17 protein-coding genes are annotated in these 21,686 nt (G+C 66.9%); 5 read left to right on the forward strand and 12 right to left on the reverse strand.

Going from position 1 to position 21,686, the window contains the following annotated elements:
• Window positions 1-87: 87 nt before the first annotated feature.
• Together B5557_RS17850 and B5557_RS17855 are read right to left on the reverse strand one after the other, a co-directional pair.
• Window positions 88-270 (reverse strand): DUF397 domain-containing protein, encoded by a 183-nt coding sequence (locus tag B5557_RS17850; protein WP_079660417.1) that lies wholly within the window; start codon window positions 268-270, stop codon window positions 88-90.
• Window positions 267-1,142, reverse strand: a complete 876-nt coding sequence (locus B5557_RS17855) for a helix-turn-helix domain-containing protein (RefSeq protein ID WP_079660418.1) — start codon at window positions 1,140-1,142, stop codon at window positions 267-269. Before B5557_RS17855 ends, B5557_RS17850 begins: the two co-directional genes overlap by 4 nt.
• 156 nt (window positions 1,143-1,298) lie before the next feature.
• Here B5557_RS17855 and B5557_RS17860 point away from each other — a divergent pair, with 156 nt between their 5' ends.
• The 4 genes from B5557_RS17860 (at window position 1,299) to B5557_RS17880 (ending at window position 4,085) form a co-directional block, all read left to right on the forward strand.
• Window positions 1,299-1,778: an ATP-binding protein gene (locus B5557_RS17860; RefSeq protein WP_079660419.1), complete on the forward strand. Its 480-nt coding sequence runs from the start codon at window positions 1,299-1,301 to the stop codon at window positions 1,776-1,778.
• A gap of 208 nt (window positions 1,779-1,986) precedes the next feature.
• Complete coding sequence (locus B5557_RS17865) at window positions 1,987-2,835, forward strand: helix-turn-helix domain-containing protein (RefSeq protein WP_079660420.1); 849 nt, start codon at window positions 1,987-1,989, stop codon at window positions 2,833-2,835.
• A gap of 67 nt (window positions 2,836-2,902) precedes the next feature.
• Window positions 2,903-3,250: a hypothetical protein gene (locus tag B5557_RS17870; protein ID WP_079660421.1), complete on the forward strand. Its 348-nt coding sequence runs from the start codon at window positions 2,903-2,905 to the stop codon at window positions 3,248-3,250.
• 295 nt (window positions 3,251-3,545) lie between these two features.
• A complete protein-coding gene (locus B5557_RS17880) occupies window positions 3,546-4,085 on the forward strand; it encodes a Uma2 family endonuclease (RefSeq protein WP_107472720.1) in 540 nt (179 codons plus the stop codon).
• Window positions 4,086-4,232: 147 nt separating this feature from the next.
• Here the strand turns inward: B5557_RS17880 and tuf are convergent, their stop codons facing one another.
• The 5 genes from tuf to B5557_RS17905 form a co-directional block, all read right to left on the reverse strand.
• On the reverse strand, window positions 4,233-5,426 hold the full coding sequence (gene tuf, locus B5557_RS17885; protein ID WP_079660423.1) for an elongation factor Tu: 1,194 nt from the start codon (window positions 5,424-5,426) through the stop codon (window positions 4,233-4,235).
• A gap of 164 nt (window positions 5,427-5,590) precedes the next feature.
• Entirely contained in the window at window positions 5,591-7,717 is a 2,127-nt protein-coding gene (fusA, locus tag B5557_RS17890; RefSeq protein WP_079660424.1) for an elongation factor G, read from the reverse strand.
• Window positions 7,718-7,756: 39 nt separating this feature from the next.
• The gene (gene rpsG, locus B5557_RS17895) at window positions 7,757-8,227 is read right to left on the reverse strand and encodes a 30S ribosomal protein S7 (RefSeq protein WP_030788318.1); all 471 of its coding nucleotides are present in this window, start codon (window positions 8,225-8,227) and stop codon (window positions 7,757-7,759) included.
• Between the two features lie 3 nt (window positions 8,228-8,230).
• Complete coding sequence (gene rpsL / locus B5557_RS17900; RefSeq protein WP_003948652.1) at window positions 8,231-8,602, reverse strand: 30S ribosomal protein S12; 372 nt, start codon at window positions 8,600-8,602, stop codon at window positions 8,231-8,233.
• A gap of 255 nt (window positions 8,603-8,857) precedes the next feature.
• Window positions 8,858-9,865, reverse strand: a complete 1,008-nt coding sequence (locus B5557_RS17905) for a glycosyltransferase family 2 protein (RefSeq protein ID WP_079660425.1) — start codon at window positions 9,863-9,865, stop codon at window positions 8,858-8,860.
• 146 nt (window positions 9,866-10,011) lie between these two features.
• Here B5557_RS17905 and B5557_RS17910 point away from each other — a divergent pair, with 146 nt between their 5' ends.
• Window positions 10,012-11,289: a glycosyltransferase family 39 protein gene (locus tag B5557_RS17910; RefSeq protein ID WP_079660426.1), complete on the forward strand. Its 1,278-nt coding sequence runs from the start codon at window positions 10,012-10,014 to the stop codon at window positions 11,287-11,289.
• A 59-nt stretch (window positions 11,290-11,348) separates the two neighbouring features.
• Here B5557_RS17910 and B5557_RS17915 read toward each other — a convergent pair whose 3' ends face one another.
• From B5557_RS17915 to B5557_RS17940, 5 genes are all read right to left on the reverse strand, one after another.
• Window positions 11,349-15,248: a DNA-directed RNA polymerase subunit beta' gene (locus B5557_RS17915; RefSeq protein WP_079660427.1), complete on the reverse strand. Its 3,900-nt coding sequence runs from the start codon at window positions 15,246-15,248 to the stop codon at window positions 11,349-11,351.
• A gap of 110 nt (window positions 15,249-15,358) precedes the next feature.
• A complete protein-coding gene (rpoB, locus tag B5557_RS17920) occupies window positions 15,359-18,844 on the reverse strand; it encodes a DNA-directed RNA polymerase subunit beta (protein WP_079660428.1) in 3,486 nt (1,161 codons plus the stop codon).
• A 600-nt stretch (window positions 18,845-19,444) separates the two neighbouring features.
• Entirely contained in the window at window positions 19,445-19,825 is a 381-nt protein-coding gene (gene rplL, locus B5557_RS17930) for a 50S ribosomal protein L7/L12 (protein ID WP_079660429.1), read from the reverse strand.
• Window positions 19,826-19,952: 127 nt separating this feature from the next.
• Window positions 19,953-20,483 carry a 50S ribosomal protein L10 gene (rplJ, locus tag B5557_RS17935; RefSeq protein ID WP_079660430.1) on the reverse strand — a complete coding sequence of 177 codons (531 nt, stop codon included), beginning with the start codon at window positions 20,481-20,483 and terminating at the stop codon, window positions 19,953-19,955.
• 295 nt (window positions 20,484-20,778) lie between these two features.
• A complete protein-coding gene (locus B5557_RS17940; RefSeq protein WP_079660431.1) occupies window positions 20,779-21,600 on the reverse strand; it encodes a hypothetical protein in 822 nt (273 codons plus the stop codon).
• Window positions 21,601-21,686 lie beyond the last annotated feature (86 nt).

Below are 21,686 nucleotides of genomic sequence, written 5' to 3' on the forward strand. Positions count from 1 at the left end.
CCCCTACGCACGGCCGAGCCACTCCCTGCGGCACATGGTAGGCGCGCCCAACACCCTTGAGACAGAGGGCGGTTAAGGGCTACGCGGTCAGCGCGCCGCGGCGATGAAGGCAGCCCAGGCGGCCGGGGCGACGTGAAAGGTGGGACCCTCCTCCGGGTTCTTGGAGTCACGGACGTGGACGGCGGCGGGGGCAGCGGCGACTTCGACGCAGGAGTCGCCTTCGGAGCCGCTGCTGTAGGTGCTCTTGAACCACACCAGGTCCTGGATCATGTTTCCCCCAGCAGTTGCTCGATGAAGGCCGACGACTCACGCGGAGTGAGTGCCTGAGCTCGGATGATGCCATACCGCAGTTCAAGGATACGGAGCTGCTTCAGGTCGGATACCGCCCGGCCGTTGGCCACCACAGGAGAACGCCCCAGGGCCGACCCGTCACCGAACTTCAGCACCTCGATCCCACCGTCAACTCCAGCGTGTTCCTCGCGATCCATCGGCATCACCTGAAGCTCGACGTTTCGCAACCTCCCTGTCTCCAGCAGGTGTTCGAGCTGACGGCGCAACGCCTCCCTCCCGCCGAGCGGGCGTCGCAGCGTCCACTCCTCCACCACGAAGCTGAGTTCGGGCATCGGGTCCCGCTCGAAGACGGACTTGCGCCCCACACGGGCGGCGACGAAACGCTCCACCTCGACGTCGGTGTACGCGGGCCGCCGCATCAGAAGCAGCCCCCGTCCGTACTCAGGCGTCTGCAAGAGCCCGTGGATGCTCAGGGGATCGTAGAGCTGGATTTCGACCGCCTTCGCCTCCAGCTCCGCGATCTCGCGCACCTTCTTCGGGTACTGGACCCTCTTCACGTCCTCGTTCATGGCCGAGAGCAAGCCCCCCGCCCCCAGAATCTCGTCCGCCCTGTCCAGATACTCGGGCCTCGGGATCCGCTTCCCGCTCTCGATCTTGTACACCATGTCCTCGCCGTAACCCACCGCCACCGCGAAGTCGGCGACCCGCATCCCCACCGACTCGCGGCGCAGCCTCAGCTGCCGCCCCACCGTGGCGACGACCGCGACGCCCCACTCATCGTCCGGGTCGACCTCCCAACCCGGCTCGTCCGCCTCGTCCTTGAGCCGTACCGCCTGCCCGTCGACCGACATTCCGCACCCCTCCGTCGTCCCGTCATTGCCACCACGGCGTTACCCGTACGCCCGCCCTCGACAGGCCTGGACACGGCCGGACAAGAGATGGACAGTGACCCTACGCAACCGCGTTGTCACTGTTAACGGTACGCATGCGCCAACACGCTGAGTGACGTGATTCAGAAAACCCCCCGCCTCGCCTCCCCCATCCGCAACTTCGACGTGCGCCTGTCCCCCACGCCCCGCGGAGCCCGTCTCGCCCGTCTGCTGGCCACAGAGCAACTCCGCTCCTGGGGGCTGCCCCTGGACCCGGCGGCCCACATCGTCGCGGAACTCGCCGCCAATGCCGTCACCCATGGCCGCGTCCCCGGCCGTGACTTCCAGCTCGTGCTGTACGTCATCGGCGACACCCTCCGTATCGAGGTCACGGACACACGCGGTGACCGGCTGCCGTACCTCCAACAGGCCCCCGGCGACAGCGAGTCGGGCCGGGGCCTGCTCCTCGTGGACGCGTTCGCCGACCGCTGGGGAGTGACCGAGGGGCGGCGGCCGCGCAAGACGGTCTGGGCGGAGATCGGTATGTCATCGGCACCGGAACCCGATCCCCTGCACTTCGGTCGCAGGGGCGGTCTTTCCCAAGGACCACCGAGGTGAAATGACCCCACCAAGCCCCACCCCTCCCGCCCGCAGCGCAAACTCACTCCCGCGAGTGAATATGCCAACTTGAGTGGATTTGGGGCGGGTTGCGTGCCCTACGCTCAGCGCAGCATCACCAACACCCACAGCAGACATGCGACGGCCCCCGCCGGGAGTGCAATCCCAATGCGAGGGCCTGACCACCGAGGAAGAAGAGAGCTTCCCGATGGACACGGAAAACCCTAGCGCGCCCCCATGCGCCGAGTCCCGCATCCCGGGCAAAAATCACCCCCACGCGGGCGGACTCATCCACGACAACGCCCGCCACACCGAACGCTTCACGGTGATCGGCAACCACCTCGCCCAGCACCAGGAGCTGTCGCTGCTCGCGATCGGCCTGGCCGTGCACATCCAGTCGCTGCCCAAGGGCGTCCGCGTCGACATCAAGACGCTCACCGCCCGCTTCCCCGAGGGCTCGACCCGTATCGCCGCCGCCCTGCGCGAACTGGAGACCCACGGCTACCTCCGCCGCGAACGCACCCGCATCCCCGGCGGCAGGATCATCACCCGCACGATCTCCTGCAACCGCCCCGGCCACCGCGAACGCCGTCCGGCAGCCGACCACGTCCCCACCAAGCGGGCGGCGGCACCCCGCAAGGCCCTCCCCGCCGTGCCGCGCCCGGCGTACCCAGCTCCCGCCCTCATCCAGACAGCGACGGACCTCCTCGCCGGCCTGCGCCGCCATGACCCTCGCCTCCTCCTCTCCGCCACCGACACCGAGCACCTCGCCCCCGGAGTCGCCGCCTGGCTGGAACGCGAGGTCAGCACCGTCGCCGTACGCCAAGCCCTCACCTCGGACCTCCCACCGGACCCGCTGCGCCGACCGGCCGCCCTCCTCGCCCACCGCCTCACCGCCCAGCTCCCACCCCCGCCTCCCTTCCGGGCACCGGAGCCTCCACCGCCCGCGCGAGGCCCGCTCCCGACCTGCCACGGCTGCGACCGCCCCTTCCGCTCACCGCCGTCTGGACTCCTCTGCCGTGACTGCCGCGCTTCCCGTGTCGCCACCGCCGCCTGAGCCCGTTCTGTCCCGTTCTCTGCCCTCAGGCCGGATACTCTGGCCGGGGCACCCCCAGGAGGACATCATGAGCACTCAGGCCGACCACGGGCACGAGCTGATCCCCCGTCCCGAGCTGACTCCTGATGCCCTGCACGCAGCTCTTGCCGTCGTTGCCCCAGGCCGCCTGGACGAGATGCAGGCCATGAAGGACGAGGCCTTTGCCAAAGCGGTCGAGTGGCAATCGCTCAGCCCGGTACAGAGCTGGGTCCTGATCTGGGCCAAGGAGATCGAGATCGCCCGCCGCCCGGACCTCTCCACCCGCTACGCCCAGGCGGAGAGCGATCTGGAACATGAGGATCCGGTGATCGCGCGGGAAGCGCTCCGCGAGCTGAGCGCGGTCCTCGATGAGGCCCTGAAGGCAGTGCGCGAGTGAGCTGGAAGTGGGAATACGCCTTCGCTGCCGAAGAATCTGCTCATGCCGCCCCTGCGGACTTCCTCACCGCCGTGGAACGCAAGGCCGACGAACTGGTGAGGGCAGCCGAAGCCCTACACATTCACGGTCGTGCCCATGAGGGGATCGACCCGAAGGGCGGCGAAATCATCGTCTCCGGCGGCTGGTTCGGTTACCAGGTCGTCGTGCGCAGCGAACGCGTTTACATCGTCCAGATCACCTATCTCGGTTTCTGCACATGCCGATCCGCCCGCACCCCGCCCACATCTACCGGGTCATGCGCGATTTCGTTCAGTCCATGGACGACACCCTGGCCGGCAACTTCGAGGTCACCAAAGAAGGCGTCGCCCATGATCTCAGGGCACCCGTCGGCCGACACGAGCTCACCGCTCTCCATCTACGTAAGCGCCTTGAGAAGTCGATGCCGGAAGAGATCGTCGCCCACACGGGCAAACCCGATGTCGAGTGCGAGCCCGAAGGGATCCTGCGACGGCCTGACCTCATGGTGATCGCCGAGGCGGACATGCAGGGAGAGGGCTCCTTCGACCCCCGCACCCTGGTCGCCGCCATCGAGGTCGTCTCCCGCTCCAACCCGGACAACGACTGGGTGAGCAAGACGCGTGACTACCCCCTGATGGGCGTTCCCGTCTACGCGATCTTCGACCCCCGCACCGGCTCCGGGGCCGTCCTCAGCGACATCCACCCCACCCCCGCCGGCCCCCGCTACGCCACCCGCAAGGACTTCGTCTACGGCGAGGAGGTCACCATCGCCGACTGGACGATCTCCACCCAAGGACTCCCCCGCTACCCCGCCTGAGCAGGCCCGGCAGGCCCGGCAGGCCCGGCAGGCCCGGCAGGCCCGTTCCCTGTCGCAGCCCATGCGAAAGGGCCCGTACGACCAAAGTCGTACGGGCCCTCTCAGGTGCTCAGCTCAGGCTGGAGCTACCAGGTCGAACAACAAGACTTACTTGTTGATCTTGGTGACCTGGCCGGCGCCGACCGTCCGGCCACCCTCACGGATGGCGAACTTCAGGCCCTCTTCCATGGCGACGGGCTGGATGAGCTCCACCTTCATCTCGGTGTTGTCACCCGGCATGACCATCTCGGTGCCCTCGGGGAGGGTCACGACGCCGGTCACGTCCGTCGTACGGAAGTAGAACTGCGGACGGTAGTTGTTGAAGAAGGGGGTGTGACGGCCACCCTCGTCCTTCGACAGGATGTAGGCCTGGGCCTCGAACTCGGTGTGCGGGGTGACCGAGCCCGGCTTGATGATGACCTGGCCGCGCTCGACGTCCTCGCGCTTGATGCCGCGGAGCAGCAGACCGACGTTCTCACCGGCCTGGCCCTCGTCGAGCAGCTTGCGGAACATCTCGATACCGGTGACCGTGGTGGTGGTCTTGTCCTGCTTGATACCGATGATGTCGACGGTCTCGTTGACCTTCAGGACACCACGCTCGATACGGCCGGTGACGACCGTACCGCGACCGGTGATCGTGAAGACGTCCTCGACGGGCATGAGGAACGGCTTGTCGACGTCACGCTCGGGGGTCGGGATCGACTCGTCGACCGCGGCCATCAGGTCGAGGACCGTCTGACCCCACTCGGCGTCGCCCTCGAGCGCCTTGAGCGCCGAGACCTTGACGACCGGCAGGTCGTCGCCCGGGAACTCGTACTCGGAGAGGAGCTCACGGACCTCGAGCTCGACGAGCTCCAGGATCTCCTCGTCGTCCACCATGTCGGCCTTGTTCAGGGCGACGACGATGTACGGAACGCCGACCTGGCGGGCCAGGAGCACGTGCTCCTTGGTCTGCGGCATCGGGCCGTCGGTGGCGGCGACGACGAGGATGGCGCCGTCCATCTGCGCCGCACCCGTGATCATGTTCTTGATGTAGTCCGCGTGACCGGGGCAGTCGACGTGGGCGTAGTGACGCGTCTCGGTCTGGTACTCGACGTGCGCGATGGAGATCGTGATACCGCGCTGACGCTCCTCAGGAGCCTTGTCGATCTGGTCGAAGGCCGAAGCCTCGTTCAGGTCCGGGTACGCGTCGTGCAGCACCTTGGTAATGGCGGCCGTGAGGGTCGTCTTACCGTGGTCGATGTGACCGATGGTGCCGATGTTGACGTGCGGCTTAGTCCGCTCGAACTTCGCCTTCGCCACTGGGGTCCTCCTGGGAGTGGTTCTGGTACGCCTTACTTCATCGGCGCCAGGTGATCTTTGCTGTCATGGCCCGGGCCCGGGGCAAACACCCACGATCCTTGACGAATGCGGGTGGTTGCCCCAGAGGCTCCGGAGTCAAGCCTAAAGCGTGTGAACGCGGTGCGTTACTCGCCCTTGGCCTTCGCGATGATCTCCTCGGCGACGTTCCGGGGAACCTCGGCGTAGGAGTCGAACTGCATCGAGTAGCTCGCGCGACCCGACGTCTTGCTGCGGAGGTCGCCGACGTAGCCGAACATCTCCGACAGGGGCACCAGGCCCTTGACGACGCGGGCACCGGCCCGCTCCTCCATGGCCTGGATCTGACCACGGCGGGAGTTGATGTCGCCGATGACCTCGCCCATGTAGTCCTCGGGCGTGGTGACCTCGACGGCCATCATCGGCTCGAGCAGCACGGGGCTGGCCTTGCGCGCGGCCTCCTTGAAGGCCTGCGAACCGGCGATCTTGAAGGCGAGCTCGGAGGAGTCCACCTCGTGGTAGCCACCGTCGAGCAGGGTGACGCGCACGCCGGTCATCTCGTAACCGGCGAGGATGCCGAACTGCATGGCCTCCTGCGCACCGGCGTCGACCGAAGGGATGTACTCCTTCGGGATACGACCACCGGTCACCTTGTTCACGAACTCGTACGAGGCGTCGCCGCCCTCGATCGGCTCGATCGCGATCTGCACCTTGGCGAACTGGCCGGTACCACCAGTCTGCTTCTTGTGCGTGTAGTCGACCCGGTCGACCGCCTTGCGGATGGTCTCGCGGTAGGCGACCTGCGGCTTGCCGACGTTGGCCTCGACCTTGAACTCACGGCGCATACGGTCGACCAGCACCTCGAGGTGCAGTTCGCCCATGCCGCCGATGATGGTCTGGCCGGTCTCCTCGTCCGAGTGGACCTGGAACGACGGGTCCTCCTCGGCCAGGCGCTGGATCGCGATGCCCAGCTTCTCCTGGTCGCCCTTCGACTTGGGCTCGATGGCGACCTGGATGACCGGAGCCGGGAAGTCCATGGACTCCAGGATCACGGGGGCCTTGTCGTCACACAGCGTCTCACCGGTCGTGGTCTGCTTCAGACCCATGACGGCGACGATGTCGCCGGCGCCGACCGCGGCGATCTCCTCACGCTTGTTGGCGTGCATGCGGTAGATCTTGCCGATGCGCTCCTTCTTGCCCTTGACGGAGTTCAGCACGGCGGTGCCGGACTCCAGGCGGCCGGAGTACACGCGAACGAAGGTGAGCTTGCCGAGGTGCGGGTCGCTCATGATCTTGAACGCCAGCGCCGACAGCGGCTCGTCGTCGGACGGCTTGCGCTTGACGACCTCCTCCGGGTCGTTCACGGCGTGGCCCTCGATGGCCTCGACGTCGAGCGGGGAGGGGAGGTAGCGCACGACCGCGTCGAGCAGGGGCTGAACGCCCTTGTTCTTGAACGCGGTGCCGCAGAACACCGGGGTGACGGTGGTGTCCTTGGACTTGCCGGACGCGATGGTGACACGACGGATCGCGGCGTACAGCTGCTCCTCGGAAGGCTCCTCGCCCTCCAGGTACAGCTCCATGATCTCTTCGTCGTTCTCGGCGACGGCCTCGATGAGCTTGCCGCGGTACTCCTCGGCAGCCTCGGTGTGCGTGGCCGGGATGTCGACGATGTCGTACATCTCGCCCTTGGTGGCCTCGGCGGACCACACGAACGCCTTCATCGTGACCAGGTCGACGACGCCCTTGAAGTCGGCCTCGGCACCGATCGGGAGCTGCATGACGATCGGCTGAGCGCCGAGGCGGTCAGAGATCATGTCGACGCAGCGGTGGAACTCGGCACCGGTCCGGTCGAGCTTGTTGACGAAGCAGATGCGGGGGACGCCGTAGCGGTCCGCCTGACGCCACACCGTCTCGGACTGGGGCTCGACGCCGGCGACGCCGTCGAACACGGTCACGGCACCGTCGAGCACGCGCAGGGAACGCTCCACCTCGACGGTGAAGTCGACGTGGCCCGGGGTGTCGATGATGTTGATGGTGTGGTCGACGTCGGCCAGCGGCCAGTGACAGGTGGTGGCAGCAGAGGTGATCGTGATGCCACGCTCCTGCTCCTGCTCCATCCAGTCCATGGTGGCAGCGCCGTCGTGGACCTCACCGATCTTGTAAGACACACCGGTGTAGAACAGGATCCGCTCGGTGGTGGTCGTCTTGCCCGCGTCGATGTGGGCCATGATCCCGATGTTGCGGACCTTGGCCAGGTCAAGTGAAGTGGTAGCCATAAGGCTTCAGTCTTCTCTCGGTCTCGATGTGGGTAGCGACTACCAGCGGTAGTGCGCGAAGGCCTTGTTGGACTCGGCCATCTTGTGGGTGTCCTCGCGCTTCTTCACAGCGGCACCAAGGCCGTTGGACGCGTCGAGAAGCTCGTTGAGCAGGCGCTCGGTCATGGTCTTCTCGCGACGGGCGCGGGAGTAGCCCACGAGCCAGCGTAGCGCCAGGGTGCTCGCGCGACCCGGCTTGACCTCGACCGGAACCTGGTAGGTCGCGCCACCGACACGGCGGGACTTGACCTCGATGGTCGGCTTGATGTTCTCGAGAGCGCGCTTCAGCGTGATGACCGGGTCGTTGCCGGTCTTCTCGCGCAGGCCCTCCATGGCGCCGTAGACGATGCGCTCGGCGGTGGAGCGCTTGCCGTTCAGCAGCACCTTGTTGATGAGCGACGTGACAAGAGGAGAACCGTAGACCGGGTCGATGATGACCGGGCGCTTCGGGGCAGGGCCCTTACGAGGCATTTCTTACTTCTCCTTCTTGGCGCCGTAGCGGCTGCGGGCCTGCTTGCGGTTCTTGACACCCTGGGTGTCGAGGGAGCCGCGGATGATCTTGTAGCGAACACCCGGCAGGTCCTTCACACGGCCACCGCGCACGAGCACGATGGAGTGCTCCTGCAGGTTGTGTCCCTCACCCGGAATGTAAGCGGTGACCTCGATCCCGCTGGTCAGACGCACACGCGCGACCTTACGCAGGGCCGAGTTCGGCTTCTTCGGGGTGGTCGTGAACACACGCGTGCAGACGCCGCGGCGCTGAGGGGAACCCTCGAGTGCGGGCGTCTTGTTCTTCTCGACCTTGTCCTGCCGGCCCTTACGGACCAGCTGCTGGATCGTAGGCACTACTTCTCCGGTTTCTGTGTGCCGATTTGTACAGCTAACCTGGAACTTCGCCGACCCACGCGGTCGGGTGTGTCGAACCCGCGGATTTCCGCCGCGAGGCAGAAAGAGACGCAGATTGCGGTGGCCACTTCTCAGACCCCTGTGCGGTTGAAGACACGCACACGGGCCAGGGCACACCCCAGGCACAAGGTCTGAGCGTACCTAGCGCATTCACTTCGGTCAAAACAAAGGCCCCGCCACCGACACGCCGAAGGTTTACGAGCCCTGCCGCAGGCTCCGTGGTAGCGGAGCGCTCTCCTGCGCGGCGTCCTGCGCCGTGTCCCGTCCGACGAAGTACGTCGGCCGGTTCTGTACGGCCGTGTAGATGCGCCCCACGTACTCGCCGAGCAGCCCCACGCAGATCAGCTGGACCGCGCCGACGAACATCACGCCGATGAACAGGGACGTCCAGCCGGGCACGGTGCGACCCAGGGCGTACGCGCTCAGGGTGTAGCCCATCAGGGCGAGGCAGACCAAGAAGGCGAAGCCGCCCAGCCAGGTGGCGATACGCAGGGGGGCCGCGGAGAACCCGGTGACACTGTCGACGGCCAGCCGGATCATCCGGCCCAGGGGGTACTTGCTCTCGCCCGCCGGCCGCGGCGCGCGCTCATAGGTGACCTCACCGCTGGGGAAGCCCAGCCAGGGCACCAGCAGCCGGTAGACGCGCTGCTGGTCGGGCAGGGCCTTCAGGGCGTCCACCGCGGCCCTGCTCAGCAGCCTGAAGTCACCGGCCTGGGCCGGGACGTCCTCCCCCGCGAGCCGGCGCACGAGACGGTAGTACAGGCCCGCCGTCCACCGCTTGAAGCCGGTGTCGCTGGCCCGGTCCGCGCGGATGCCATAGACGATGTCGAGGTTCTCGGCGCGGGCCAGTGCGAGCATGTCGGCGATCTTCTCGGGCGGGTCCTGGAGGTCGGCGTCGATGCTGACGACGTACGCGCCGAGCGCCCGGTCGAGACCGGCGGTGAGAGCCGCCTGGTGGCCGGAGTTGCGGCGCAGGCCGATGATGCGCAGTTCCGGCCAGCCCAGCCGGAAGGCGGCGAGCAGCTCGGCCGTGCGGTCGGCGCTGCCGTCGTCCACCGCGACGACCTCGTAGCGGACACCGAGACCCGCAAGGACCGGTCGCAACCGGCTGACCAGCGCCGGAAGGACCTCTTCCTCGTTGTACATGGGTATGACGACCGACAACACAGTCGCCGTATCCTCGGCGGTTCGCGCTTCGGTCACCCGTCCTCCCCCAACCTGTGGCGCACATGTGCGACTCTGTTGCGCGATCTTATGACCACATTCTTATGACCAGACTTCACGATCAACCGGACAGCTCTGCCGCCTCGCCCTGGTGTCCGACGATCGGCCGAGGGGGGACCCCAGCCATGAGCACGGCTTCCAAGGACACGGCGACGGGCTCCGCCGTGCCCGGCGGGCGAGAGGAGCGGCTCTCGAGGCTCCGCCGCCTCACGCTGCCGGACGGGGTACGACCGTACCTCGCCCCGCTGCTCCTCTACGGCACGATGAAGCTCGTCGGGCTGACCGTGTTCGCCTGGCTCCTGGAGTGGGCCGGCGAGTACCAGAAGAAGAACCCGCGCTTCGGCGGCGGCGCCCACTGGTGGGACGTCCTCGCCACCTGGGACGGCTGGTGGTACCTCCAGGTCGCCGAGAAGGGCTACGACCCCAAGCCGCTCCAACGGCTCGATCCGGGCGGCCTGTTCACGGTCAAGCAGGACTCGGTCGCCTTTTTCCCGCTCTACCCGGGCCTGATCCGAGGCGTGTCCGAGATCACAGGACTGGGCCTCTACGGTTCCGGGATCCTCGTGTCGGTCCTGGCCTCCTTCCTCGCCGCCGCCGGCATCTACGCCGTCGTCTCGACGCTCGCCGGGGTGCGGGCGGGCACCATCGCGGCCGGGCTGTGGGCGGTGGCGCCCGGCGCGGGCGTGGAGTGGGCGGTCTACTCGGAGTCGGTGTTCGTCGCCATAGCGGCCTGGTGCTGCTACTGCGTGATGAAGGGCCGCTGGGTGGCCGCCGGGCTCCTCGCCTTCCTCGCCGGGCTCAACCGGCCGACGTCCGCCGCGCTCATCGGCGCCGTCGGGCTGGCCGCGATCGTGACCCTCGCCCGGCGCGAGAGCAGACGCGAGCACGGGATCGCCGGTCCCGTGTACGCGATGATCGCCGCACCGCTCGGCCTGCTCACCTACATCGCCTGGGTCGGCCTCAGCATGGGCGACCTCACCGCGTACTTCACGCTCCAGCGCGAGGGGTGGGCGCACTACTTCGACTTCGGCGCCTACACCCTCGACGTGCTGCGCAACACGGCCGTCGGCCGCCACGACTACCTGTTCGCGTTCACGGTGCCCGACCTGCTGGCCGTCCAGCTCGTCCTGGCGCTGCCCTTCCTGATCGCGCTGATGCTGCGCAAGAAGCCTCCGCTGGTGCTGGTCGCGTACACGCTGGCGAGCGTGATCACCGTGCTGGGCACCCAGCAGATGTTCGGCAACACGGGCCGCTACCTGCTCCCGGCCTTCCCCCTGCTGCTGGCCCCGGCGGCGGCCCTGAGCCGGCTGAAGTGGCCGAGCCTGGCGGTGTTCTTCGCGACGGCGTCCATCGCGTCGGGCTGGTACGCGCACTACGTGATCTTCGAACTCGGCATCCCGTAGGAACGCCGAAGGGCGCCCACCCCGTACGAGACGGAGTGGGCGCCCTTCAAACTGCTCGCTTACTGGTTGTACGGACCGTAGTCGTAGTCCTCCAGCGGAACGGCCTGGCCGGAGCCCGTGCCGAACGGCGAGTAGTCGATGTCGTCGTAGCCGACGGCCGAGTACATCGCGGCCTTGGCCTCCTCGGTCGGCTCGACCCGGATGTTGCGGTAGCGGGACAGACCCGTACCGGCCGGGATGAGCTTACCGATGATGACGTTCTCCTTGAGGCCGATGAGGCTGTCGGACTTGGCGTTGATCGCCGCATCCGTCAGGACTCGGGTCGTCTCCTGGAAGGACGCCGCCGACAGCCAGGACTCCGTGGCCAGCGAGGCCTTGGTGATACCCATGAGCTGCGGACGACCGGAGGCCGGGTGACCGCCCTCCTGGACCACACGACGGTTCTCGACCTCGAACTTCGAGCGCTCGACGAGCTCGCCGGGCAGCAGCTCGGCGTCGCCGGACTCGATGATCGTCACGCGGCGCAGCATCTGCCGGATGATGATCTCGATGTGCTTGTCGTGGATCGACACACCCTGCGAGTTGTACACCTTCTGGACCTCGCCGACCAGGTGGACCTGGACGGCACGCTGACCCAGGATGCGCAGCACGTCGTGCGGGTTGGTGGCACCCACGGTGAGCTTCTGGCCCACCTCGACGTGCTCGCCCTCGCTGACCAGAAGACGGGCGCGCTTCGAGATCGGGAACGCCGTCTCGTCGCTGCCGTCGTCCGGCGTGATGACGATCTTCTTGGTCTTCTCGGTCTCCTCGATCCGCACGCGGCCGGAGGCCTCGGAGATCGGGGCGACACCCTTCGGGGTACGGGCCTCGAAGAGCTCGACGACACGTGGCAGACCCTGGGTGATGTCGTCACCGGCCACACCACCGGTGTGGAAGGTACGCATCGTCAGCTGGGTGCCGGGCTCACCGATGGACTGGGCGGCGATGATGCCGACCGCCTCACCGATGTCGACCAGCTTGCCGGTGGCCAGCGAGCGGCCGTAGCACATGGCACACGTGCCGACCTGCGACTCACAGGTCAGGATCGAGCGGGTCTTGACCTCCTCGACGCCGTGGCGCACGAGCTGGTCGATGAGCACGTCGCCCAGGTCCACGTTGGCCGGCGCGATCACCTTGCCGTCGATGACGACGTCCTCGGCGAGCATGCGGGCGTAGACGCTGGTCTCGACGTCGTCCGTCTTGCGCAGGACGCCGTCCTCGCCACGGATCGCGATCTTCAGCTTCAGACCGCGCTCGGTGCCGCAGTCCTCCTCGCGGATGATGACGTCCTGCGAGACGTCCACCAGACGACGGGTCAGGTAACCCGAGTCGGCGGTACGCAGGGCGGTGTCCGCCAGACCCTTACGGGCACCGTGCGTGGAGATGAAGTACTCCAGCACGGACAGGCCCTCACGGAAGGACGCCTTGATCGGACGCGGGATGGTCTCGTTCTTCGCGTTCGACACCAGACCGCGCATACCGGCGATCTGCCGCATCTGCATCATGTTTCCTCGGGCACCCGAGTCAACCATCATGAAGATGGGGTTGGTCTTGGGGAAGTTCTCGTTCATCGCCTCGGCGACCTCGTTGGTCGCCTTGGTCCAGATCGCGATGAGCTCCTGCGTGCGCTCTTCCTTGGTGATCAGACCGCGCTCGTACTGCTTCTGGACCTTCTCGTCCTGCGCCTCGTAGCCCTTGACGATCTCCTTCTTCGCCTCGGGAACGACGACGTCGGAGATGGCCACGGTGACACCGGAACGGGTCGCCCAGTAGAAGCCGGCCGCCTTCAGGTTGTCGAGCGTCGCCGCCACGATGACCTTGGGGTAGCGCTCGGCCAGGTCGTTGACGATCTCGGAGAGCTGCTTCTTGCCCACCGAGTAGTCGACGAACGGGTAGTCCTCGGGCAGCAGCTCGTTGAAGAGCGCGCGGCCCAGGGTGGTGCGCAGGCGGAAGGTGTCCCCCTGCTGCCACTCGGGCTCGCCCTCCTCGCGCACCGGCGGCGTCCAGCCACGCGGCGGGATGGTGCCCACCGGGAAGCGGATGTCGATCGGCGACTGCAGCGCGAGCTCACCGGCGTCGAACGCCATGATCGCCTCGGCCGTGGAGCCGAACGACCGGCCCTCGCCCTTGGTGTCACGCAGCTCGCCGTCGGTGGTGAGGAAGAACAGACCGAGGACCATGTCCTGGGTCGGCATCGTCACCGGCCGGCCGTCGGCGGGCTTGAGGATGTTGTTCGAGGACAGCATCAGGATGCGGGCCTCGGCCTGCGCCTCCGCGGAGAGCGGCAGGTGGACGGCCATCTGGTCACCGTCGAAGTCCGCGTTGAACGCGGTGCAGACGAGCGGGTGGATCTGGATGGCCTTGCCCTCGACCAGCTGCGGCTCGAAGGCCTGGATGCCGAGGCGGTGCAGGGTGGGCGCACGGTTCAGCAGCACCGGGTGCTCGGCGATGACCTCTTCGAGGACGTCGTACACGACGGTGCGGCCGCGCTCCACCATGCGCTTGGCGCTCTTGATGTTCTGCGCGTGGTTCAGGTCGACCAGGCGCTTCATCACGAACGGCTTGAACAGCTCCAGCGCCATCGCCTTCGGCAGACCGCACTGGTGCAGCTTCAGCTGCGGACCGACGACGATCACGGAACGCGCGGAGTAGTCCACACGCTTGCCGAGCAGGTTCTGACGGAATCGACCCTGCTTGCCCTTCAGCATGTCGCTGAGGGACTTCAGCGGGCGGTTGCCGGGACCGGTGACCGGACGGCCACGACGGCCGTTGTCGAACAGCGCGTCCACGGCCTCCTGGAGCATGCGCTTCTCGTTGTTCACGATGATCTCGGGCGCACCGAGGTCGAGAAGGCGCTTCAGGCGGTTGTTGCGGTTGATCACACGGCGGTACAGGTCGTTCAGGTCGGAGGTCGCGAAGCGGCCACCGTCCAGCTGCACCATCGGGCGAAGGTCCGGCGGGATGACCGGCACGCAGTCGAGCACCATGCCCTTGGGGCTGTTGCTGGTCTGCAGGAACGCGGAGACGACCTTCAGGCGCTTGAGCGCACGGGTCTTCTTCTGGCCCTTGCCGGTACGGATGATCTCGCGGAGGCGCTCGGCCTCCTCGTCCAGGTCGAAGGACTCCAGGCGCTTCTGCAGCGCCGCGGCGCCCATCGAACCGTCGAAGTACGTGCCGAAGCGGTCACGCAGCTCGCGGTAGAGGAGCTCGTCGCCCTCCAGGTCCTGGACCTTGAGGTTCTTGAAGCGGGTCCACACCTCGTCGAGACGGTCGATCTCGCGCTGCGCACGGTCGCGCAGCTGCTTCATCTCCCGCTCGGCGCCTTCGCGCACCTTGCGGCGCACGTCGGCCTTGGCGCCCTCGGCCTCCAGCTCGGCCAGGTCGGTCTCGAGCTTCTTGGCGCGGGCCTCGAGGTCGGCGTCGCGACGGTTCTCGATCTGCTGACGCTCGACGGAGACGTGCGCCTCCAGCGAGGGCAGGTCACGCGTACGGCGCTCGTCGTCGACGAACGTGATCATGTACGCCGCGAAGTAGATGACCTTCTCGAGGTCCTTCGGGGCGAGGTCGAGCAGGTAGCCGAGGCGCGACGGAACGCCCTTGAAGTACCAGATGTGCGTGACGGGGGCGGCCAGCTCGATGTGGCCCATCCGCTCACGACGCACCTTGGCGCGAGTGACCTCGACGCCGCAGCGCTCGCAGATGATGCCCTTGAACCGGACACGCTTGTACTTGCCGCAGTAGCACTCCCAGTCCCGGGTCGGACCGAAGATCTTCTCGCAGAAGAGTCCGTCCTTTTCCGGCTTGAGCGTGCGGTAGTTGATCGTCTCGGGCTTCTTGACCTCGCCGTGGCTCCACTGACGGATGTCGTCCGCGGTGGCCAGGCCGATCCGGAGCTCGTCGAAGAAGTTGACGTCGAGCACTATGCGTCAATCCCTCTCAGGGTTGTAAGTCTTGGGGTCTGATACGGGGGTCCCGGGGCCGGCCGGAGGCTCAGGGATCTTCATCGCTGAACCTCCGGACCGGACTCCCGTCAGACCTCTTCGACGCTGCTCGGCTCGCGCCGGGACAGGTCGATGCCGAGCTCCTCCGCCGCGCGGAAGACGTCCTCGTCGGTGTCACGCATCTCGATGGACATACCGTCGCTGGACAGCACCTCCACGTTCAGGCAGAGAGACTGCATCTCCTTGATGAGCACCTTGAAGGACTCGGGGATGCCGGGCTCGGGGATGTTCTCGCCCTTGACGATGGCCTCGTAGACCTTCACGCGGCCGGTCACGTCGTCGGACTTGATGGTCAGGAGCTCCTGGAGGGCGTACGCGGCGCCGTAAGCCTCCAGCGCCCACACCTCCATCTCACCGAAGCGCTGACCGCCGAACTGCGCCTTACCACCCAGCGGCTGCTGGGTGATCATCGAGTACGGACCGGTCGAGCGGGCGTGCAGCTTGTCGTCGACCAGGTGGTGCAGCTTCAGGATGTACATGTAGCCGATGGAGATCGGGTCCGGGAACGGCTCACCGGAGCGGCCGTCGAACAGCCGCGCCTTACCGGTCGGCTGCACCATGCGCTCGCCGTCGCGGTTCGGGATGGTGTGCTGCAGCAGACCCGCCAGCTCGTCCTCACGCGCGCCGTCGAAGACCGGGGTGGCGACGTTGGTGCCGGGGGCGACCGAGTCGGCGCCGATCACCTGCAGACGCTGCGCCCACTCCTCGCCGAGCCCGGAGACGTCCCAGCCGCGGCTGGCGAGCCAGCCGAGGTGGATCTCCAGGACCTGTCCCGGGTTCATACGGGACGGCACACCCAGCGGGTTGAGGATGATGTCGACCGGGGTCCCGTCCTCGAGGAACGGCATGTCCTCGATGGGCAGGATCTTGGAGATGACACCCTTGTTGCCGTGGCGGCCGGCGAGCTTGTCACCGTCCGTGATCTTGCGCTTCTGCGCCACGTAGACGCGAACCAGCTGGTTCACGCCCGGCGGCAGCTCGTCGCCCTCTTCACGGTCGAAGACGCGGACGCCGATGACCTTGCCGATCTCGCCGTGCGGCACCTTCAGCGAGGTGTCACGGACCTCACGGGCCTTCTCACCGAAGATCGCGCGCAGCAGGCGCTCCTCCGGCGTCAGCTCGGTCTCGCCCTTGGGCGTGACCTTGCCGACCAGGATGTCGCCGGCGACGACCTCGGCACCGATGCGGATGATGCCGCGCTCGTCGAGGTCGGCGAGGACCTCCTCGGAGACGTTCGGGATGTCCCGGGTGATCTCCTCGGGGCCGAGCTTGGTGTCACGGGCGTCGACCTCGTGCTCCTCGATGTGGATCGAGGAGAGGACGTCGTCCTGCACGAGGCGCTGCGACAGGATGATCGCGTCCTCGTAGTTGTGACCCTCCCACGGCATGAACGCCACGAGCAGGTTCTTGCCCAGCGCCATCTCGCCGTTCTCGGTGGCCGGACCGTCGGCCAGGACCTGGCCCTCGATGATCCGGTCGCCCTCGTTGACGATGACCTTCTGGTTGACCGAGGTGCCCTGGTTGGAGCGGGCGAACTTGGCCAGGCGGTACGTGATGTACGTGCCGTCGTCGTTGGTGGTGGTGATGTAGTCCGCGGAGACCTCCTGGACCACACCCGCCTTCTCGGCCTTGACCACGTCGCCGGCGTCGACGGCGGAGCGGTACTCCATGCCGGTGCCGACGAGCGGGGACTCGCTCTTGATGAGCGGCACGGCCTGACGCATCATGTTCGCGCCCATGAGGGCACGGTTGGCGTCGTCGTGCTCGAGGAACGGGATCATGGCGGTCGCGACCGACACCATCTGGCGCGGCGAGACGTCCATGTAGTCCACGTCGTCACCGGCGACGTAGTCGACCTCGCCGCCACGGCGGCGGACCAGGACGCGGGCCTCGGTGAACTGCATGTCGTCGTTCAGCGTGGCGTTGGCCTGCGCGATGACGTAGCGGTCCTCCTCGTCGGCCGTCAGGTAGTCGACCTCGTCGGTGACCTGGCCGTCGACGACCTTGCGGTACGGCGTCTCCACGAAACCGAACGCGTTGACGCGGCCGTAGGAGGCGAGCGAACCGATCAGGCCGATGTTCGGGCCTTCGGGGGTCTCGATCGGGCACATGCGTCCGTAGTGGGACGGGTGCACGTCACGGACCTCGAAGCCGGCCCGCTCACGGGAGAGACCACCCGGGCCGAGCGCCGACAGACGGCGCTTGTGGGTGAGACCCGACAGCGGGTTGTTCTGGTCCATGAACTGCGACAGCTGGCTGGTGCCGAAGAACTCCTTGATGGAGGCGACGACCGGCCGGATGTTGATCAGGGTCTGCGGCGTGATCGCCTCGACGTCCTGGGTCGTCATGCGCTCGCGGACGACTCGCTCCATACGCGCCAGACCCGTGCGGACCTGGTTCTGGATGAGCTCGCCGACGCTGCGCAGACGACGGTTGCCGAAGTGGTCGATGTCGTCGGTCTCGACGACGATCGTCTGGCCGTTGTCCGCGGCCGTCTCGGTCTCGCCGGCGTGCAGCTTGACCAGGTACTTGATCGTCGAGATGACGTCCTCGACGGTCAGGACACCCGCGTCCAGCGGAGCGTCCGCACCCAGCTTCTTGTTGACCTTGTAGCGGCCGACCTTCGCGAGGTCGTAGCGCTTGGGGTTGAAGTAGAGGTTCTCGAGCAGCGTCTGCGCGGCCTCACGCGTGGGGGGCTCGCCCGGACGCAGCTTGCGGTAGATGTCGAGCAGCGCGTCGTCCTGGCCCTGGGTGTGGTCCTTCTCCAGGGTGGCGCGCATGGACTCGTACTCGCCGAACTCCTCGAGGATCTGCTCGGTCGTCCAGCCGAGAGCCTTCAGGAGAACGGTGACGGACTGCTTGCGCTTGCGGTCGATGCGCACACCGACCATGTCGCGCTTGTCGATCTCCATCTCCAGCCAGGCACCCCGGGAAGGGATGATCTTGGCGGAGAAGATGTCCTTGTCGGACGTCTTGTCGATGGAGGAGTCGAAGTAGACACCCGGCGAACGGACCAGCTGGGACACCACGACACGCTCGGTGCCGTTGATGACGAAGGTGCCCTTGTTCGTCATGAGCGGGAAGTCGCCCATGAAGACCGTCTGGGACTTGATCTCGCCGGTCTCGTTGTTCGTGAACTCGGCCGTCACGAAGAGCGGGGCCGCGTACGTGAAGTCACGGTCCTTGCACTCGTCGATGCTGTTCTTAGGCGGCTCGAAACGGTGGTCGCGGAAGGTCAGCGACATCGACCCGGAGAAGTCCTCGATCGGGGAGATCTCCTCGAAGATCTCCTCCAGACCGGACTTCGTGGGGACGTCCTGACCGGACTCCAGAGCCGCCTCGACCCGACTCTGCCAGGCGGTGTTCCCGAGCAGCCAGTCAAAGCTCTCGGTCTGCAACGCGAGCAGGTTGGGAACCTCGAGGGGCTCCTTGATCTTTGCAAAGGAGATGCGCAGCGGGGCGGTGCTGGCAGCGTTGTTCGTATTCGCGGTCGAGGCGTTGCGCGAGGCGGCCAAGAGGGGGTCCTTCCGAGGGCTCGGACTCACTACGCGCGTACCGGCCCCTCTCCTGTGCACGGAGACAGCTTTCCGGATCCGGCGAAAAGGGCCAGGTCAGAGAGGTCTGATCGTCCGAGCTCAAGGGAGGGCATGCCCCTGGTGACGGGCAGGGGACAGCTAACAGGCAGCGCAAAGGGTCAGTGTAGCCACTTGGCACACTGATGTCCAGTGCGGGTTTTTCGAGACCCTCGTGGTTCTCAACGCCCTCGGTCTGCTTGCCCTCAACGCACGGTGATACTGCCCTCTTCGTCGCCGATCCATGCCTCGGATTCGGATCCTTGTGACGACGCGTCCTGAGAATTGCGCGCTGCGTGCGGTTCGTCAAGGCCCCCCTGCGCTGACCGGGGCGCTCGGAGACACGACGAAGATCACCATACCCCCCGCTCACAGGGGTGTGAGGTAACCGTGGCCGCGCCCCCAGGAACGACGAAGAGCGACCACCCAGATGGATGATCGCTCTTCGGTGCGTCGGCGTTACAGCCCCGGAGGGACCGATTCAGCCTTCGCGTACGGTCGTCGCCGACCGTGGGCCATCCGGCGGCAGCCGGACAGGGTTACTTACTTGACCTCGACCGAGGCGCCGGCGGCCTTGAGGGACTCGGCGGCCTTCTCAGCGGCCTCCTTGGCGACCTTCTCGAGGACGGGCTTCGGGGCGCCGTCCACGAGGTCCTTGGCCTCCTTCAGACCCAGGGAGGTCAGCTCACGCACGACCTTGATGACCTGGATCTTCTTCTCGCCGGCGCCGGTGAGGACGACGTCGAACTCGTCCTGCTCCTCAGCGGCCTCGACCGGGGCGCCCGGGGCGGCGGGGCCCGCAACGGCGACCGCGGCGGCGGCGGTGACGTCGAACTTCTCCTCGAACGCCTTCACGAACTCGGAGAGCTGGATGAGGGTCATGCCCTCGAACTCGGCGAGCAGTTCGTCCTGGGTGAGAGCCATGACGGCTTTCCTTCCACTAATTCGGCTGGTGCCGGTATGTACATGTCTGGCGGGCGTACGTTCGGCCCGCTAACGACCGCTGCTTCAGGCGGGCTGCCTCAAGGCGACGGTCATTTCGGGAGCCGAATTACTCGGCACCGCCCTGCTCGGCCTGCTTGGCGCGAAGAGCGTCCACGGTGCGGACGAGCTTCGAGGGAAGCGCCTGGAAGAGCTGAGCAGCCTGAGACTGCTTGCCCTTGAAGGCACCCGCCAGCTTGCTGAGCAGAACCTCGCGGGACTCGAGGTCCGCAAGCTTCTTGATCTCGTCGGCGGACAGCGCCTTGCCATCAAGGACACCGCCCTTGATGACGAGGTTCGGGTTGTCCTTGGCGAAGTCACGAAGACCCTTCGCCGACTCCACCGGGTCACCGGTGATGAAGGCGACCGCCGTCGGACCGTTGAACAGGTCGTCGAGCGTGTTGATCCCGGCCTCGTTGGCCGCAATCTTGGTCAGCGTGTTCTTCACCACGGCGTACTGGGCGTTCTCACCGAGCGAACGACGCAGCGTCTTGAGCTGCGCCACGGTGAGACCCCGGTACTCGGTCAGCACGGCGGCGTTCGAGCTGCGGAACGACTCCGTCAGCTCGGCCACCGCGGCAGCCTTGTCGGGCCTTGCCATAGAGCGTCGGCCTCCTTCCGGGTGATGAGGACCGCTCAGAAGGGGCTGTGACAGACGAAACGCCCCGGCGCAGGCGCACGGGGCGTTGCTCGACCGAACGAATTCCATGGAAGGAGTTCGATCCGGGAGCACATCCACTGACACCTGCGCGGGTCGTCCGCGTTGCAGCGGATCCTTCGGCCACCGCCCCCTCTGTCCGAGAGCACGGCAACGACCAGCGGTCTTTGGCTTCTGGGGAAGACTACGTGAACGGGTCACCGTCAAGCAAATCCGCCCGGACGGGCCCTCTTCCGGCTCAGCCGCGGGCCTCCTTCAGCTCCTTGGCCATGTCGACGGTGTCGGAGGCGGGCGGCGCCTTCACGGTCACGGGCTTGCCGAGGTCGAGGAACGTGATGGTGAGGTCGAGCTGGCCGTGCCGCCCCATGCCCTGCATGCGCAGCTGCCGCGTGCGGTCCTCGGCGTCGACCCACAGGTCCATGGTGAGCTCGTCGACGCCCAGCTTCTCGTACTGCGCGAGACTCTTCTCGGTCCGCTGCCGGACGTTGGCGGCGTCGCCCTTGTAGGCGGCGCGGATCTCGTCGATGGTGGCCGTGCCCGTGTAGTGGGTGGTGCGGACGCCCTCGACGGTCTCGGCGCCGGCCTTCTTCAGGTCGTCGGCCGCGGTGAGGAAGCCGCTCTCGTGGGAGGGGTTCTCGCGGACCTTGTCGGCCGCCGTGCCGGTGTCGACCTTGAGGCCGCCCGGTGTGTCGGACTTGCCCGGGGCGCCGAACTTGACCCAGTGCTTGCCGTCCTCGTTGGCCTCGTCGGTGCCCACGTACAGCGCTCCGTCGACCATCCGGTACTCGCCCGTGCCCTGGTCCGGCCCGCTGAGCACGGTGGACTTCAGGCTCATGGCCGGCGGCTTGACGCCGATGGCGGCCTCGGCCTTGATCCGGCCCTCCTCAGGGGTCCGGCCGGTCATGCGGTAGCGCAGGGACACGGGCTGCTCCGCCTTCTTCGCGGCGCGGGTGACGGCGGCCGCGGCCCCCGAGTCACCGCCGCTGTCCGTGCCGCCCGCGGCCGCGCATCCGGCGACGAGGAGCGCGGACAGCCCGAGGACGCCTACGGAAGATCTCATTCATTTCCCCCAGAACCCCATACGGAGAACACACGGTCGATGCACAGCAAGACCGTGAAGGTATCCCGGAGGAGCCGGGGAGGTCT

The sequence above is a fragment of the Streptomyces sp. 3214.6 genome (genome assembly GCF_900129855.1).
GTDB lineage: Bacteria > Actinomycetota > Actinomycetes > Streptomycetales > Streptomycetaceae > Streptomyces > Streptomyces soliscabiei.